The 15,524-nt window shown below is 62.9% G+C and carries 15 protein-coding genes; 5 read left to right on the forward strand and 10 right to left on the reverse strand.

What is annotated here, in order from left to right:
• From HHL24_RS05295 to HHL24_RS44985, 3 genes are all read right to left on the reverse strand, one after another.
• Positions 1-962: glutamine synthetase family protein (locus HHL24_RS05295; RefSeq protein ID WP_169484447.1), on the reverse strand; the 962-nt coding region annotated here is incomplete at its 3' end.
• Between the two features lie 32 nt (positions 963-994).
• On the reverse strand, positions 995-1,789 hold the full coding sequence (locus HHL24_RS05300) for a gamma-glutamyl-gamma-aminobutyrate hydrolase family protein (RefSeq protein WP_169484448.1): 795 nt from the start codon (positions 1,787-1,789) through the stop codon (positions 995-997).
• A 328-nt stretch (positions 1,790-2,117) separates the two neighbouring features.
• Positions 2,118-2,339, reverse strand: a complete 222-nt coding sequence (locus tag HHL24_RS44985) for a hypothetical protein (protein WP_171983793.1) — start codon at positions 2,337-2,339, stop codon at positions 2,118-2,120.
• 421 nt (positions 2,340-2,760) lie between these two features.
• Here HHL24_RS44985 and HHL24_RS05310 point away from each other — a divergent pair, with 421 nt between their 5' ends.
• From HHL24_RS05310 to speB, 3 genes are all read left to right on the forward strand, one after another.
• Entirely contained in the window at positions 2,761-3,312 is a 552-nt protein-coding gene (locus HHL24_RS05310) for a cupin domain-containing protein (protein WP_169484449.1), read from the forward strand.
• An 89-nt stretch (positions 3,313-3,401) separates the two neighbouring features.
• Positions 3,402-4,895: an aldehyde dehydrogenase gene (locus HHL24_RS05315; protein WP_169484451.1), complete on the forward strand. Its 1,494-nt coding sequence runs from the start codon at positions 3,402-3,404 to the stop codon at positions 4,893-4,895.
• Positions 4,896-5,031: 136 nt separating this feature from the next.
• Entirely contained in the window at positions 5,032-5,994 is a 963-nt protein-coding gene (speB, locus tag HHL24_RS05320; RefSeq protein ID WP_169484453.1) for an agmatinase, read from the forward strand.
• A 41-nt stretch (positions 5,995-6,035) separates the two neighbouring features.
• Here speB and HHL24_RS05325 read toward each other — a convergent pair whose 3' ends face one another.
• The 3 genes from HHL24_RS05325 to HHL24_RS05335 form a co-directional block, all read right to left on the reverse strand.
• Positions 6,036-7,241, reverse strand: a complete 1,206-nt coding sequence (locus tag HHL24_RS05325; RefSeq protein ID WP_169484455.1) for an MFS transporter — start codon at positions 7,239-7,241, stop codon at positions 6,036-6,038.
• Positions 7,238-7,771, reverse strand: coding sequence for a MarR family winged helix-turn-helix transcriptional regulator (locus HHL24_RS05330; protein ID WP_169484457.1), 534 nt, complete (start codon positions 7,769-7,771; stop codon positions 7,238-7,240). The genes HHL24_RS05325 and HHL24_RS05330 overlap by 4 nt, the downstream gene beginning before the upstream one ends.
• Before the next feature lie 139 nt (positions 7,772-7,910).
• Positions 7,911-9,218, reverse strand: a complete 1,308-nt coding sequence (locus tag HHL24_RS05335; protein WP_169484459.1) for an alpha/beta fold hydrolase — start codon at positions 9,216-9,218, stop codon at positions 7,911-7,913.
• Between the two features lie 383 nt (positions 9,219-9,601).
• On the opposite strand from HHL24_RS05335, the gene HHL24_RS05340 reads away from it, so the two are divergent.
• Positions 9,602-10,282 (forward strand): class II aldolase/adducin family protein, encoded by a 681-nt coding sequence (locus HHL24_RS05340; protein ID WP_169484461.1) that lies wholly within the window; start codon positions 9,602-9,604, stop codon positions 10,280-10,282.
• Positions 10,283-10,475: 193 nt separating this feature from the next.
• Positions 10,476-11,624 (forward strand): sigma-54 interaction domain-containing protein, encoded by a 1,149-nt coding sequence (locus HHL24_RS05345; protein ID WP_169484463.1) that lies wholly within the window; start codon positions 10,476-10,478, stop codon positions 11,622-11,624.
• On the opposite strand, the gene HHL24_RS05350 is transcribed toward HHL24_RS05345, so the two are convergent.
• The 4 genes from HHL24_RS05350 to HHL24_RS05365 all read right to left on the reverse strand — a co-directional run bounded on the left by HHL24_RS05350 (position 11,615) and on the right by HHL24_RS05365 (position 15,524).
• Entirely contained in the window at positions 11,615-12,394 is a 780-nt protein-coding gene (locus tag HHL24_RS05350; protein WP_169484464.1) for an ABC transporter permease, read from the reverse strand. The two genes, HHL24_RS05345 and HHL24_RS05350, sit on opposite strands and share 10 nt — an antisense overlap.
• 26 nt (positions 12,395-12,420) lie before the next feature.
• A complete protein-coding gene (locus tag HHL24_RS05355; RefSeq protein WP_169484466.1) occupies positions 12,421-13,281 on the reverse strand; it encodes an ABC transporter permease in 861 nt (286 codons plus the stop codon).
• On the reverse strand, positions 13,265-14,380 hold the full coding sequence (locus HHL24_RS05360; protein WP_169484468.1) for an ABC transporter substrate-binding protein: 1,116 nt from the start codon (positions 14,378-14,380) through the stop codon (positions 13,265-13,267). Before HHL24_RS05360 ends, HHL24_RS05355 begins: the two co-directional genes overlap by 17 nt.
• Positions 14,381-14,447: 67 nt before the next feature.
• On the reverse strand, positions 14,448-15,524 hold the full coding sequence (locus HHL24_RS05365; protein ID WP_169484470.1) for an ABC transporter substrate-binding protein: 1,077 nt from the start codon (positions 15,522-15,524) through the stop codon (positions 14,448-14,450).

Below are 15,524 nucleotides of genomic sequence, written 5' to 3' on the forward strand. Positions count from 1 at the left end.
CCCCATGCCACGTTGATCGGTGCAGCCATGAAGCGCGACAGGCGGCGATACGAGTTGATGTACGGCGCGAAGATCGGCATCAGTGCAGGCGTGTATTTCTGCAGACCCGCGATATAGCCGGTGAACATCGATGTCGGTTTGCCGTCGGGACCCGTGAACAGGTTGTGCCCGGTTTCTTCGTCCACGAGGCTCTGGTGCATGTGCATTGCCGAGCCCGGTTCGCCTTCCATCGGCTTGGCCATGAAAGTCGCGTACATCTTGTGACGCAGCGCGGCTTCACGCACCGTGCGCTTGAACAGAAATACGCTGTCGGCGAGCTTCAGCGGATCGCCGTGCATGAAGTTGATTTCCATCTGCGCGGCGCCGACTTCGTGAATCAGCGTGTCGACTTCCAGTTCCTGCACCTCGCAGTATTCATAGATGTCTTCGAACAGCGGATCGAATTCGTTGACCGCTTCGATCGAATACGCCTGGCGTCCGGTCTCCGGACGGCCCGTACGGCCGATCGGCGGTTGCAGCGGCAGATCCGGGTCCTTGTTCATGTCGACCAGGTAGAACTCGAGCTCGGGCGCGATGACCGGCTTCCAGCCTTTGGCCTTATAGAGTTCGAGCACGCGGCGCAACACGCGGCGCGGCGAGATCGCGACGGGCGTGCCGTCGAAGTGAACGCAATCGTGGATGACCTGGGCGGTCGGATCGATGGCCCACGGAATCATGCGGATGGTGCTGGCATCAGGAACGCACACCATGTCCGGGTCGGTGACGCCGGTGAGCGTGCCGTCTTCCGGATAGTCTCCTGTGACGGTCTGGATCATCACCGCCTGCGGCAAGCGCATGGACTCGCCGGATTCGAACTTGCTGCGCGGAATGATCTTGCCGCGTGCGATCCCGGCCATATCCGGAATGATCGCTTCGATTTCGGTGACGCGGTTCTTCTTCAGGAAGTCGTCGATTTCATGCATAGTTATTCTCTCAGTTTTGGTGCGCGACCGGCTCAGGCATGCGTGGCAGCGGCGGATGCCGCGCCATAGCCGGCCTTGGTGCGCATTCGATCGCGGCAGGCGTCGCCGAAGGCGCGAAAGATCGCGGTGGAAAGTGCGTCGCTGGCATGCTTCCATTCCGGGTGCCACTGCACACCCAGCGCGAAGGCACGCGCATCTTTCACACTCACCGCTTCGATCAATCCGTCCGGCGCGGTGGCTTCAGCCACCAGTCCCACGCCCAACCGCTCGACGCCCTGACCGTGCAATGAATTCACACGCGCTTCATTCGTGCCGCCCGCGAGGCGCTGCAACAAGCCGCCCTGCGTCAGCGTGATCGAATGCGACGGTGCGTACTGCACGTCGAGGTCGTCTTCCTTGTTCTCGCGATGGTCGTTGAAGCCCGCCACCGCGTGAACGCTTTGATGCAACGTCCCGCCGAACACCACGTTCATTTCCTGAAAGCCCCGGCATACCGCCAGCACCGGCACACCTGCGGCGATCGCCGCGCGCAGAAGCGGCAGCGTGGTCGCATCGCGTGCGGCGTCGTGCAGGGTGCCCGGCGCGCTGGGATGACCACCGTAGCGGTGCGGCTCGACATTCGAATAGCTGCCGGTGAACAGTAAGCCGTCGACGGCGTCCAGCACATCCGCGGTGGACTGACGCTCGCCGAGTGCCGGCAACAACATGGCCAGCGCTTGCGAGCCGTCCACGATCGCGGCGATGTACTTTTCGCCGGTGACGTGCGACGGGTGGACTCCCATCATCGTTCTGTCGGCGCTGATGCCGACCAGGGGTTTGTTTCGCATAACAGATAGACGTGTGTGTTCCCCGCGGGACGCGGCATGAACAACGTTAAACACAGCGCGGCACGATTCCGCAGCCGGACGCAAGGCGTCAAGCCACCGGGTAGTGCAGGCGGTCGTCGTCAACTGAACGCGCCGCGCGTGATAGTCAGGTAGGCCGTTCGATTCGATCCGCTGCGGGTGCGCAACTGATCTGATCCGCATGAGGCGCATGAAGTCCATGAAGTGCACAAGCGGCAGACGGCACCGCACATGCACGAACGTACGGCTCAAAAGAGGAGCGCGCGATCACGCAAACGGACAAATCGAACGGCAAAAAAGGGGGGAGGCGCTACGGCAGCAGCGAGGCGACTTCGTCCGTGCGCACAGCAATGAAGGCACGCGCGGAGATAGAGTTGTGACGTCGAACTGAACGGCGGGACAGGATCGTGAAGACGGACAGGAAGCGGCGGAACGCAAGGCTGCCGTTGCTGCCGTCGGCGATGGCGCCGTCAGCGCGAGGACAACTCGCCTGACTTCGATTCCATCTCACCAAAGGGCCTCGGACTCTCACGATTACACTCGACTAGCGACGTTGAAAGTATTGAACGCTTGCTCGAAAAACGCACGGGGCGTTTAAAGAAACATCACGCTGGGATGATCGCCTCTAACCGATGCGAACTGGGTTCGCTGCATCAAAAAACACACTTTCGTGCTTCGTGACGTCGGCATGACGATCGCCTGAGAACCATCGTATACGAGCCAATAAAGCCGTCAAATCATTTTTATAAAAGATTTATCAGGGCTTTCCCGGGGGTGTCGCTAGAATCCCAGCCCGTGGGAACATTCGTTGCGCTATTCATATTTCGGATACCTTTCAGGGGTTTTCCCCAACGGCGCAAAGTTTAAAGTGATTAGAATATTCAACACTCGCGCGCAGCGCACTGCCCTGATCCGAGCGTCCAGACCATCTTCATATGTCAGAGAATCCAGCGATGTCTATAGAAGTAGCGACCCGTCTGCAATACATCCGTAAGAAGAATGGCCTGTCTCAGCGTGAACTGGCCAAACGGGCGGGCGTGACTAACGGCACGATCTCGCTGATCGAACAGAACCGCGTGAGTCCGTCGGTCGGGTCACTGAAGAAGCTGCTCGAATGCATCCCGATGAGTCTTGCCGAGTTCTTCACCTTTGAGGTCGAGGTGGAGCGCTCTGTCGTGTCGCGCCGCGCCGACATGCCGAATCTCGGCAATGAGTCGATCGAGTTCTATCTCGCGGGCTCCAGCATCAAAGATCGCAACATGGGCATTCTGCGCGAGGTCTATCAGCCTCTGTCGGATACGGGGCCGGAAATGCTGGCGCACGAGGGGCACGAGGGCGGGGTGGTGGTCAGCGGTCAGATCGAACTGACGGTGGACGGCGTCACGTGGCTGCTCGACCCTGGCGACAGCTACTACTTCGAAAGTCGTCTACCGCATCGTTTTCGCAATCCCAGCGCGGAGCATCTCTGCGAGATCGTGTCGGCCAATTCGCCGCCCACGTTCTAAAGACTCCGCGCCAACGCGCTGCGACGCAGTTCCAAGCCACATGAAGTCGATGCCGGCGTGCGTCGAGCGCATAACATTGAGGCATCCTGATGGACAAGAAATCTCTCGCCTTCTGGCAAGACAAAGCCGCTACGCTTTCAATCGAAGGCCGTGCGTTTATCGACGGCGAGTATCGTGACGCCGCAGGTGGCCGCACGTTCGACTGCCTGAGCCCGATCGACGGCAAGCTGCTCGCCAAGGTTGCCGACAGCGGCGCCGCGGATGTCGACGCCGCCGTGGCAGCTGCACGCCGCGCGTTCGATTCCGGCGTGTGGTCGGACCTCAATCCACGCAAGCGCAAGGCGATTCTGTTGCGCTGGGCCGCGTCGATCCGCGAGCACATGGACGAACTCGCGCTGCTCGAAACGCTGGACGCAGGCAAGCCGATTGCCGACACCACCACGGTGGACGTGCCGGGCGCGGCCTATTGCGTCGAGTGGTTCGCTGAAGCCATCGACAAGGTCGGCGGCGAAGTCGCGCCGGCCGATCATCATCTGGTGGGCCTCGTGACGCGCGAGCCGATCGGCGTGGTCGCAGCGGTGGTGCCGTGGAATTTCCCGATCCTGATGGCGTCGTGGAAGTTCGGCCCGGCGCTCGCCGCGGGTAACAGCGTCGTGCTCAAGCCTTCGGAGAAGTCGCCGCTCACCGCGATCCGCCTCGCTCAGCTCGCGCTGGACGCGGGCATCCCCGCCGGCGTGTTCAACGTGGTGCCGGGCGCGGGCGAACCGGGCAAGCTGCTGGCGCTGCATCAGGACGTGGACTGTCTCGCCTTCACCGGCTCGACCAATGTCGGCAAGCTGATCATGCAATACGCCGGCCAGTCGAACCTGAAGCGCGTCTGGCTCGAACTCGGCGGCAAGTCGCCGAACATCGTGATGCCCGATTGCCCCGACCTCGACCGTGCAGCCAATGCGGCGGCCGGCGCGATCTTCTACAACATGGGCGAAATGTGCACCGCCGGTTCGCGGCTGCTCGTGCATCGCGACATCAAGGACGTGTTCCTCGACAAGCTGATCGCCGCCGCGCGCAGCTATACGCCGGGCAACCCGCTCGATCCGCAAACCTCGATGGGCGCGATCGTCGATAACGTGCAGCTTGAACGCGTGCTCGGTTATATCGAAGCGGGCCGCGCCGAAGCGAAGCTGCTGCTGGGTGGATCGCGCGTCAAGCAGGAGACTGGCGGCTTCTATATCGAACCGACCATCTTCGACATCCCGGCAACCGGCGCGAAGGTTGCGCGCGAGGAAATCTTTGGGCCGGTGTTGTCGGTGATTACGTTCGACACGGTTGAAGAAGCGATCAGGATCGCTAACGACAGCGAATACGGCCTTGCCGCTGCCGTATGGACCTCGAACCTGACCACCGCGCATGAAGTGTCGCGCAAGCTGCGCGCCGGCACGGTATGGGTCAACTGCTACGACGAAGGTGGCGATATGAACTTCCCGTTCGGCGGCTACAAACAATCGGGCAACGGCCGCGACAAGTCGTTGCACGCGCTGGAGAAGTACACCGAGCTGAAGTCCACGCTGGTGCGGCTGCGCTAAAGGATTCGCAAGCCAGCGCGGCGGTTTGCAGGAACGTAGCCGCCGCGTTCCCAATGAATCCGAGGCCGGACGTCGCACGCATCACCTGGAAGCCCCGCGTGCGGCTCCGGCATGTTTATCAGGTATCAGGTCATCCATGACTGAACTCGTTTATGGCGACGGCGCGATCCGTCGTTCGTCGCTCTATGGCTCGTCGATCGAAAACACCTATGCGGGTGTGTTGTCGTTCATGCGCCGCAAGTACACCCGCGAACTCGACGGCGTCGACGTCGTGGTCTCCGGCGTGCCGCTCGATCTGGCCACCACGTTCCGCTCAGGCGCGCGTCTCGGCCCCGCGGCAGTGCGCGCGGCGAGCGTGCAGTTGTCGGAGTTGCATCCGTATCCGTGGGGCTTCAACCCGTTCGACGATCTCGCCGTGACGGACTACGGCGACTGCTGGTTCGACGCGCACAACCCCATGACGATCAAGGAATCGATCGTCGACCATGCGCGCACGATCCTGCGCTCGGATGCGAAGATGCTGACGCTCGGCGGCGATCACTACATTACGTATCCGCTGCTGATCGCGCATGCGGAGAAGTACGGCAAGCCGCTCTCGCTGATCCATTTCGACGCCCACTGCGATACGTGGGCGGATGACAGCCCGGACAGCCTGAATCACGGCTCGATGTTCTACAAGGCGGTGAAAGACGGGTTGATCGATCCCAAGACCTCGGTGCAGGTCGGTATTCGCACGTGGAATGACGATTTTCTAGGGATCAATATCCTCGATGCCGCGTGGGTCCACGAGCATGGCGCGCGCGCGGCGGTGGAGCGGATCACGTCGATTGTCGGCGAGCGGCCCGCGTATCTGACCTTCGATATCGACTGTCTCGATCCGGCGTTCGCGCCAGGCACGGGTACGCCGGTGGCGGGCGGTTTGTCGTCGGCGCAGGGGCTGGCCATCGTGCGCGGGCTCGGCGCGTTGAATCTGGTGGGCGCGGATGTGGTGGAAGTGGCGCCCGCCTATGACCAGAGCGAGATCACGGCGATTGCCGCCGCGCATATCGCGTGCGATCTGTTGTGTCTCTGGCGGCAGCGGAAGGTGGCTGAACGCTAGGCACGTTCAATTGGCTTGAAACACAGCAGTGCAATCCCGGCTCAGCCCATCGACGACGATCGATCGGGTTGACGCCGGCCTTCGCGTAAGCCGAGCGTGTAGGCAACGAGCGCGCCGCTCATGATCGCCAGCTGCCACATCAGCATATCGCTGCCGCGTGCCTTCATGGCGAAACCGGCGATGAGCGGCCCCACAATCGAACTCGCGGTGAAGGTGAGCGACACCAGCCGCATGTTGCGCGTGAGCGCGGCCTTGTCGCTGCACGCCGCCGCAACCATGCCGAGTGTGATGTACGCGCTGTTCATGCCGCCGAGCAGCAATGCGCTCGCGTCAGCGAGCCATGAGGCGGGCGCGGCGAGCGAAAAACCGCAGATCGCCAGCGTGCTGAGCGCGGCGCAGACGATCACCGTGGCGGCCAGGCCCACGCGATCGGCGAACCAGCCAATCGGATACTGCAGCGCCATGCCGCCGACACCGAATAGCGTGAGTAACGTGGCCGTCTGTGTGGTACTGAGGCCGTGGGCGTCGGCAAAGAGCGGGAAGAGGCCGTAGAGCGCGCCATCGCCGATGCCGCCTGCCGCGACGACCACCATGCCGAGGCTGACCAATGGGCCGATTGGGCCGATTGGGGCGCGTTTCTCAGCCCTGGTTTTTCGCGCAGGCCGTACTGTTTTAACAGCGGGGCGTCCATCGTCTGACGCGGTCAGCCACAGCGGCAGGGCCGCGGCAAACGTGAAGGCCGCGCCGGCCGTGAACGTGATGCGTCCGTCGACTGCGCACCACGCTGCCAATGCCGGACCGATTACGCCTGCCGTAGCAATCAGCGCTTCGTGCACGCCCACTACACGTCCGCTCGACTCAGTTGGCACAAGCCGGTAGAGCCACGTTTCATTGGCGATCCAGCGCAATCCGATGCCGAGCCCGGTCAGCAGGCCGGGCACGAGCCACAACGGCCACCACAACGCGCTCATCGTGGCGAATGCAATAACCGTGGCGGCGAGACCCAGCGACACCGTGCGCTTCGCACCGATCCGTTCCACCAGCCACGGCGCGATCAACAGGCCAGCCAGCATGCCGGTCCATTGCGAAGCGGAGAAGAGGCCGGCGCGCGGTGCGTCGAGACCGTGATGGGCCAGCCACACGGGCAACACCATGAAGCCGATGCCGAACTGGCCGATCTGCGAGAGTGCCGAGACCGCGGTTAGCGCGGCGATCGCTGGCCAGCGCACCGGCGCGGCGGCATTCATGTGCCGCTCCGCGCGGGCATTGGCAGACCCTGTTCGCGGCATTCGACCGGGCAGCCGGCTTTCAGGCAGGGACCGTCGTCGCAGAGACGGCATAGTTGCATGGCGTGTGCCGGATCACGGGTCTCGTTCCACAGGATCTTGATCAGCAGACTTTCGAGCACGTCGCGCTCGCGCTCGTCGAGCTGCCCGACGATGCGTTGGAGCATCCGGTCGCGTGCCGTTTGCAGCCGTTTGGCTTCTCGCTTGCCGGAAGCGGTCAAGGCCAGGGCGACGGAACGTTTGTCGGCGCCAGATTTCTTTTCGATGAGCCCGGCGTCTACCAGACCCGCTACGGCGCGGACTGCGGCCGGATGCGAAAGATCGACCGCTTCGCGCAATACTTCAATGGATGAATCGGGGTATTGACCGACTGCGTTGAGCATGGCGCGGGCAGTGGGGCCCGCGAGCGCGGCCACGGTAGGCTGCGCGTTCATCTCGTCCGTGACCAGCAGGGCGAGCACGCCAAGCAGGTTCTCTGTGCGCTGCGTCATGGGGACACCTCAATGTGTGCAACGTGCATATATGCATGTTGCACACATTGCTGGCGATGCGCAAGCGCTTTTTTGTGACGATCAGTCGCTCACCGCAAACCGTAAGTCGTAAGTCGCGTCGAAAACCCGCGGCGCTGCGTTAGAGCCTCGGATCTTGCTCGACTGGCGAGCACACCGGCGTAACCGGCTGACCAGCCAGCACTTTCCTGACGAAAGGTATCGAATCCTCCAGCGATGTGTTGACTGTGCCGTTATGTTCGCGACCCGCATATAGATGCGCTTCGACCGTGGTGCCCGCCGCGCAGGCGTCTTTCGCGAGCGAGAGTTCCAGCGGCGCGAGACCGTCGTCCGCACCAATGCCGATGAACACCGGCGACTTGATCTTCAGGGTCGGAAACTTCAGATACGCGTCCCACCATGCCTGCAACCGCGCGTTGGCGCCTGGCTTCACGGTGTTCGCGGTGGTCAGTCCGGCGAGCGCTGCGTCGTCCTCGAGCGAGGCGAGGCAACTGATGCGCGATTGTTCGAGAATCGGTAGCGCGGAATCGGTGAGGATGTCGGAAGCCTTCAACTCAGGGTCGATCTGTTGCGCCGACAGCACTGAATAGAACTGATACGCGAGCGTTGAGTCGATCCGATTGGGGTCACGCTGGTAAGCGGTTTTGAATGGTGCAAGCGTTGCCAGGGTTTGCTTCGGTGCGTTGTAAATCACGCCGGTCGCGACCGTGCCACGGATGTCGAGTTCGGGCGCATACGTGCTCGCGTAGCCCGCCGCGGCGAAAACGGCGGAACCGCCTTGCGATTGCCCAACCAGCACAACCTGATTGGAGAGCCCAGGTACGCTGTGCAACACGGCGCGTACGCTATCGAGCATCGTGTAGCTATTCGAGCGATTGTTCAACTGCGGGTTGGGTCCGGGCGTGCCGAGTCCCTGATAGTCGGTCGCGACCACCGCGAAGCCTTGCTGGAGCCACGCGTTCAGATAGCGTACGTCGCGATAGGAACGTCCGAACCACGAGGGCGCGCAGATATCGGCCATGCCGAAGGTGCCGTGCCCCCACGCGACGATCGGCCATCCTCCTTGCGGCGGCTGGCCTTTGGGCAGGAACAGCGCACCCGATACAGCGATCGGCGTTTTGCCGTCGACGCCATCAGTCGAACTGTATAACAGGCGCAGTTGCTGGCCGGCGTTGGCGAGGCCGAGTGTGGACGGCAGGCGCTCGGAGCGCAGCAGTTCGCCGGGGTGTACGGGAATCTCGTCGTCCCAGCTATAGAACGCGGACACGCGGCCGTCGCCTTGCAGCGGATTGGGCGCTGGTGCTCTTGCGCCTGCAGCGAGAACCGTGCTGAATGCGAGCAATGCGGCGAGGCTTGCGGCAAACCGTGTGCCGAATTTGACGCGAGCCGATGCCTGCCACTTCGGCGCTCGGTTATTTTCTATTTTCATGCTGACGCCTTGTACGATGGTGAGAAAAGTGCGGGCCACGTGATGACTGCCCACGTGCGCCCGTCGAACCCGGGCGGCCTTCAACGCAAGTTTTGAACCATCGTCATGCGTTGCCGGCGAAATCCGGCTCGCAGCGGGGCGCAACAATGCGCAGGCGTGATGTGCGCCAACATGTGCGCCAACGCCGGCTTTGCGTCGTGCGCAACAGCCGCTGATGCTGCGCTGTTGGTCCAGCAGCAAAATCACCGGGTTCGAGCGTGAGCGCTTATGTGCGGCGAGCGGCGAGGCATCCGCCGAACAAGGGTCTGCGAGCGACGCCCCGATTGGCACACTTGCTGCTAAATACCCCCCGCATCGATCCCTCTCTCACCAAAGGACTCAACATGTCAGTCACGCAGACGCTGGAAAGCGGCGAGCTGGTCGCCTTCGTCGAACGTATCCGGCGCGAGTTCGCGCAAGCCACGCGCGTCTTCAAGGAAACCCGCACGTTATCCGCTACCAACACCTTCCAGGCGTATCAGCGTGTGCCTGGCACGGACCTCGTCGTCGCCGTGTCGGCGCCCACGCCATGGGCGCAATCGCAGGAGGTTCAGGCGGTCGTGGTGTCGTTCGACGGCAACGTGATCCATGGCGATCCGAAGGCATCCGGCCATGGTCCCCGCTATGCGGGCGTGTTCCAGGAAGCGCCGGAAGTCGACGTGGTGATTCACGTGCATGGCCCATATCTCGGCGCGTGGGCGAGCGCGCACCGTCCGCTGCCGATCCTGTACGCGCCGGCGCAGCGCTATACAAAGGCGCGTGAAATTCCGATCTATATCGACCGGCGGCCGGGCGAGCCGCGTTTCATCGTCGACACGATCCGGCGCGATCCGAACATCCCGGCGATTCTCGAGGCGAACGGCGGGGCGACCTTCTGGGGCAAAAACATCCTCGACGTCTCGCAGTACATCCTGATCCTCGAAGAGGGCGCGTACTTCCAGGCGCTCGCGGAATCGCTCGGCGGCTCGAAGGAGTTCGGCCCGGGCGTGCTCGAACAGCAGTGGAAAATGACTGGCCTCGCCTGAGCCCTGCTGGTAGGGGCAATGAAGCAGCGACGATGAGCGGCACGGCGCAGTCAGCCGTGCCGCTCATCGTATCGACGCAGCCTGGCAGCGGTATTGCCGGTTCCGTCATACTGTTAGCTCGATGTATTGGTTCGCAGCGCACGGCCGGCTTGCTATCGTCGAGGCTCCCTTTGGATTCCTTGCTGGTCGATCAATGGCTGTCTTCAGTTTTCCCGATCCCGCGTCGCACGCCATCACGATTCGTGCGAAAGCCCTGACTTTCGACGATCCCAAGTCGCTGGTGTTGCTCGAACGCATCCATCTGGTCGCGCCGAGCGACGCCACCGTGCTTGTCACGGGCGAGAGCGGCACTGGCAAGGAGTTGATCGCCCGGCTCGTGCATTCGCTGAGCGAGCGCCGTGACGGGCCATTCGTTGCGGTGAATTGCGGTGCGTTCTCGGAGACGCTGATCGAGAGCGAACTGTTCGGTCACGAACGTGGCGCGTTTACGGGCGCGATCAGCAGCCAGCCCGGCTGGTTCGAGTCGGCTAATCGCGGCACGCTGTTTCTCGATGAAGTGGGGGACTTGCCGCTTGCGGCGCAGGTCAAGCTGCTGCGCGTATTGCAGGAACGCGAGGTGGTGCCGGTCGGTTCGCGCAAGACCGTCAAAATCGACGTGCGGCTGGTCACCGCGACCAATGTGAATCTCGAAGCCGCGGTACGTGCCGGGCACTTTCGGGAAGATCTGTACTACCGTCTGAACGTCGTGAAACTGAGCCTGTTGCCGTTGCGCGAGCGACCGGGCGACATCGGGCCGTTGATCCAGCACTTTCTCGAGAGCTACGCGAAGCGTCTGCGGATCACGCCGCCCGCGCTGACGGATGCCGCGCTCGAACGGCTGCATGCTCACTCATGGCCGGGCAACATTCGCGAGCTGGAGAACGTGATTCATCATGCGCTGCTGGTGAGCAGCGGCGGTTTCATCGACGTCGCCGACCTGCAGTTTTCCGCACTCTCGCTGGCGCCTCACGCACCGGCTGCGGACGCGCCTGTCGTGGCCGCGGCGGCGAACCCGTCACGCCGCCCGCGCGATATCGCAGAGGCCACCGACGCCTTGCGCGAGGCCATCGTCGATCTGTTGGAGCTCGGTACGCCGAGGCTCTGGCAGCACATCGAAGACACGGTCTATCGCAGCACCTTCGAATTCTCCGAGAACAATCAGCTTCGCACTTCACGCCTGCTCGATCTGTCGCGCAACATCGTGCGCGCGCGGCTCGCGCAACTCGGCATCCTCAAGCTGCGCGACGCTGGCGAACCGGACGCCGCCGATGCGAGCGAAACCGCCGACCGCCGTCAGGCGTGATCGCGCCAGCGCAGCAGGCGCTGCGCGACGCGCTCGCACAGCATACCCATTGCTACTGCCAGCACGGTGACGCCTGTCACGCATACCAGCAACACGTCCACGCGCGCGCCGGCCTGCGCGGTCTGCATCAGATTGCCGACGCCCGCGCCGGCGTTGAATAAGAGCTCGCTGCTCGTGGCCGTAATCCATGCAAACGGCACCGCTTGCAGGATGCCGGCGAATACGTCCGGTAACGCGCCTGGAATCAGCACGTCGCGCAGCCAGCCAAGCCGTGTCAACTCATACGATTGCGCAAGCTCGAAATAACGTTGATCGATACGGCGCAGTCCGTCGAAGCTGCTCGTCACCATCGGATAGAAGGCGGCGAGGAAGACGATGAACACCTTCGCGAACTCGCCCGTGCCGCACCAGAGACTGATCAATGGAATCAGCCCGAGCAGCGGGACGTGACGCAATGCCTGAAATAACGGATGCACCAGCTTCTCGGCGCTACGCGATAAGGCGGTCAACGCGCCTACGGCGACGCCGGCGATTACGCCGGTGGCAAGACCTAACGTCGTGCGGCGCAGGCTCGCGCCGAGGTCGACGAACAATTCACCGCTTCTGACGAGTTCGATTGCTGCACTCGCCACCTGTTCGAGTGGCACGAACGCGTATTGATGCACGGCATCGCGATAGGCGGCGAATTGCCAGAGCCCAAGTAAGGCGAGCGGCAACACAAAACCACGGGCGCGTCGGCGCAGGGGGGACGTGGCATGCAGAGCGGTCATGGATAACGTTTCAAAAGGAAGTTGATTCAACGGTTGGGCGTTTGCCAGCGCAACACGCGGCGCTGCACGAGTGCGATGCTCTGATCGAGGGCGAAGCCGATCAACCCAATTGCGATCACGTCGACCATCACAATGTCGATACGCAGCATTTGCCGCGCCATCTCCATCATTTCGCCAATGCCGCTGTCGGCGCTCAGCAACTCGACCGCGACCAGCGCGAGCCAGGAACGCGCCATCGCAATACGGATGCCCGTGAGCAGCGACGGAATGGCCGAGGGTAGCAGCACGTCGCGCAACAACGCGAGGCGGCCGAGCCCATAGTGGCGCGCCATTTCGACCAGGTCGCGCGGCACGCCTTGCACGCCCCCGTAGGTGGCCAGCGCGACCGGAAAGAACACCGCTTTGGCGACCACCACCACCTTGAGCGGTTCGTCGATGCCGATGAGCAGAATCAGAATAGGTATGAGCGTCAGCGTCGGTACCTGCCGCAGGATGTCGAAGAGCGGGCGCACGTAGTCTGAGAAAACGCGGTTCACGGCGAGCAGTGTGCCGCACGCAATGCCGAGCAAGCCGCCCCACACGAAGCCGGTTGCCAGACGACGCAAAGTGATCAGCAGGTTGTCCTGCAGGTCGCCGCCGGCCGCGAGCGTGCTGAAGGTGTCATAGACCTTGTGCGGCGGCACGAGGAGTTGCGGCGCGAACCAGTGTTGCGCGCTCGCACACCACCAGAGCAGGAATAGCATCGCGGGCGAGACCCACCACAGCAGTGAGGCAGCGCGGTGCGCGAAAGCGCGCACGCGAGAGGCGGCGCTCGCCCTTGCCTGAGTGACGGGTGTGGGTGGAGCGGATGCCGCGGCGCCCGCCACCGTTTCAACGGTTTGCGACATTCGTCGTGGCGCTCACATCCCAGTAGCGTTCAAGCTTGAGCTCCTTCAACGCGTTGTTGACGAATTGCGGCGCGAGCAGGCTATTGACATCCACGCCGCCGGACGTGAGCTTGGCCTGCTGGCTATACGCCGACACGTCGCGGTAATGCGCGCTGAGCGATGGCGTGAAAAGCGGCGTCCATTGGTCTTTCCACGGCAGCTTCTCGTCGTCGTACTCGCGGCGCACTACGTTTTCGGGTTGGCCCGACGCGCTCAGAATCTTGATGAACGCGTCGCGGTTCTGCGGTTGCGAGATCCAATAGGCCGCACGTACGTACGCGGTCGCCACCAGTTGCGTGACGTCGGGGTACTGACGCACGAAATCGTCGGAGGCCCACAATTCCGCGCGCATCTTCCAGGCGTCGGGTGCTTCCTTGGTCGACCAGATGATCTTGCCGACCTGCTTGTCCACGAGTGGGTAAGCATCCGAGAGCGTAAAGAACCCGTCGACCCGTCCCGCGGCGACAGCGGCGGCGCCGGCTTGCGGATCGAGGTTATAGATCTTGAAGTCGGACAGTTTCAGGCCGTTGGCCGCCAGCAGTTTGCCGAACGTCACTTCCCACGGGCGGCCGCGATTGAGCGCAATCCGCTTGCCTTTCAGGTCGACGATCGACTTCGCCGTCGAATTGGCCGGCACCACCAGATAGGTGTTGCTGCCCACGCCACCCGGCACGATCAGTCTGGTATGCGTGCCGGAAGCGTTGACCACGACCGAGGGCAGGTCGCCGTAACCGGCGAAGTCGATGCTGTGATTCGTGAAGGCCTCGTTGACCAGCGTTCCGACCGCAGCGGTCGAGACCGGCACCCATTGCAGCTTGATATGGCGTGCGGCGAGTGCCTGCTCCAGCGACTTGTCGGCGTCGATTAAAGCGGAGGCGCCCGCATATTGCGTTTTGCCGCCGTTTGAATAAGCGACCACGGCGATCCGCACGACTTTTGGCGCATCTTCGGCGCGTGCCACGGCGGGGCCCAGCAACGCGGCGGCGGTGAGCGGTACCGTCATCGACCATGCGACGAACGCGCGCCGCAGCAACAGGGAGAGAGCAGATGAGCGTTTCATGATGTGCGGATCAGACCTTGAACGTAATGGTGGAAACCGGGCGGCGTGGTTCGAGCGGGGCGCTCGTTCATGCTCGCCGCTTGATGGTCGAATGCAGCGCATCGGCCATCGGGCGTGGATCGATCCAGTCGGCGATCTCGAAGTCGGCTTCGAGGAATCCCCACTCGAACAGAAAGTTTTTGAAGTCGTCGAGCGCGGCGACCGATTCCGCTTCCAGGTTCACGCCGAGATGGTGATGCAGGTTGCCGCCATAGGCCGCATGAACCCACTCGATCGCCGACGCGGTTTCGTGGGAAACGTACTGCGCGGTTTCGTCGGGATGCGTGCGCGCCCAGTCGCCTGCCGCGACCACGAGCTTCAGAAAGCCGGCGACGATGTCCGGATGATTGGCGAGCACTTCCGCATTCACCGTGAGCGGACGCGGCGTGCCGTTGTTGTTGCGGATATGCGGCTCAGGATGAAAGCCGATATCGATCACGACTTGCGCGCCGATCAGTTGCGCCACTTCCAGCCCGACTGACCCCTTCACGTAGATCGCATCCACCGTGCCGCGCAGCAAGGCGCTCGCTTCGGCGGCATACAGCGCGCGGCTCGACAGGCCGAGCGGCAAGGTGAAGAGTTCCGTTGCGGGATCGTCGCCGACTGCCTGCAGTGTGCGTGCTTCTACACCGATCAGCTCGACGTCGCGCGTCGTCATGCCTTCCAGACTGAGTGCATTGACGAAGCCGCGCAGCGCGGAGGCGCGAAAGATATCGATGCGGTCGGTCGAACGACGCGGAATCGCGATGCGCCGGCCACGCAGTTGCTTGACCGACTGAATGCCGGAACCCGGCAGCGTCAGGATCAACTGCGATTCATCGACCCACGATAGGCCGATCACGCGCGTATCGGCACGATGCGAGCGCGCCCACATCGCCGGAATACTGCCGCCCTGACGAAACGACATCGCCAGCGTGTGATCGCTGATCGACGACGCGTCGTGTCCTGCCGAGTCGCGCAGCGAGCGGATCGCGATGCCGTCGGCCGACAACTCGCCGTTGAGCCAGCCGAGATGCACGGCGATGCCGAGCGGCGTTGGCACCGGTGAGCGTGCGTACCAGAAGGGATGCTGTTTGTCCGATGATGAATCGGGCCTGTCTGTCAT

It is taken from the genome of Paraburkholderia polaris, assembly GCF_012927345.1.
Lineage (GTDB): Bacteria > Pseudomonadota > Gammaproteobacteria > Burkholderiales > Burkholderiaceae > Paraburkholderia > Paraburkholderia polaris.

Excerpts from the sequence above, each read along its gene's own strand:
- HHL24_RS05340 (WP_169484461.1), top strand. The coding sequence starts at position 9,602 with ATGTCAGTCACGCAGACGCTGGAAAGCGGCGAGCTGGTCGCCTTCGTC.
- HHL24_RS05325 (WP_169484455.1), bottom strand. The coding sequence starts at position 7,241 with ATGAATGCCGCCGCGCCGGTGCGCTGGCCAGCGATCGCCGCGCTAACC.
- HHL24_RS05350 (WP_169484464.1), bottom strand. The coding sequence starts at position 12,394 with ATGACCGCTCTGCATGCCACGTCCCCCCTGCGCCGACGCGCCCGTGGT.
- HHL24_RS05345 (WP_169484463.1), top strand. The coding sequence starts at position 10,476 with ATGGCTGTCTTCAGTTTTCCCGATCCCGCGTCGCACGCCATCACGATT.
- HHL24_RS05330 (WP_169484457.1), bottom strand. The coding sequence starts at position 7,771 with ATGACGCAGCGCACAGAGAACCTGCTTGGCGTGCTCGCCCTGCTGGTC.
- HHL24_RS05300 (WP_169484448.1), bottom strand. The coding sequence starts at position 1,789 with ATGCGAAACAAACCCCTGGTCGGCATCAGCGCCGACAGAACGATGATG.
- HHL24_RS05355 (WP_169484466.1), bottom strand. The coding sequence starts at position 13,281 with ATGTCGCAAACCGTTGAAACGGTGGCGGGCGCCGCGGCATCCGCTCCA.
- HHL24_RS05315 (WP_169484451.1), top strand. The coding sequence starts at position 3,402 with ATGGACAAGAAATCTCTCGCCTTCTGGCAAGACAAAGCCGCTACGCTT.
- speB (WP_169484453.1), top strand. The coding sequence starts at position 5,032 with ATGACTGAACTCGTTTATGGCGACGGCGCGATCCGTCGTTCGTCGCTC.
- HHL24_RS05360 (WP_169484468.1), bottom strand. The coding sequence starts at position 14,380 with ATGAAACGCTCATCTGCTCTCTCCCTGTTGCTGCGGCGCGCGTTCGTC.
- HHL24_RS05365 (WP_169484470.1), bottom strand. The coding sequence starts at position 15,524 with ATGACAGACAGGCCCGATTCATCATCGGACAAACAGCATCCCTTCTGG.
- HHL24_RS05310 (WP_169484449.1), top strand. The coding sequence starts at position 2,761 with ATGTCTATAGAAGTAGCGACCCGTCTGCAATACATCCGTAAGAAGAAT.
- HHL24_RS05335 (WP_169484459.1), bottom strand. The coding sequence starts at position 9,218 with ATGAAAATAGAAAATAACCGAGCGCCGAAGTGGCAGGCATCGGCTCGC.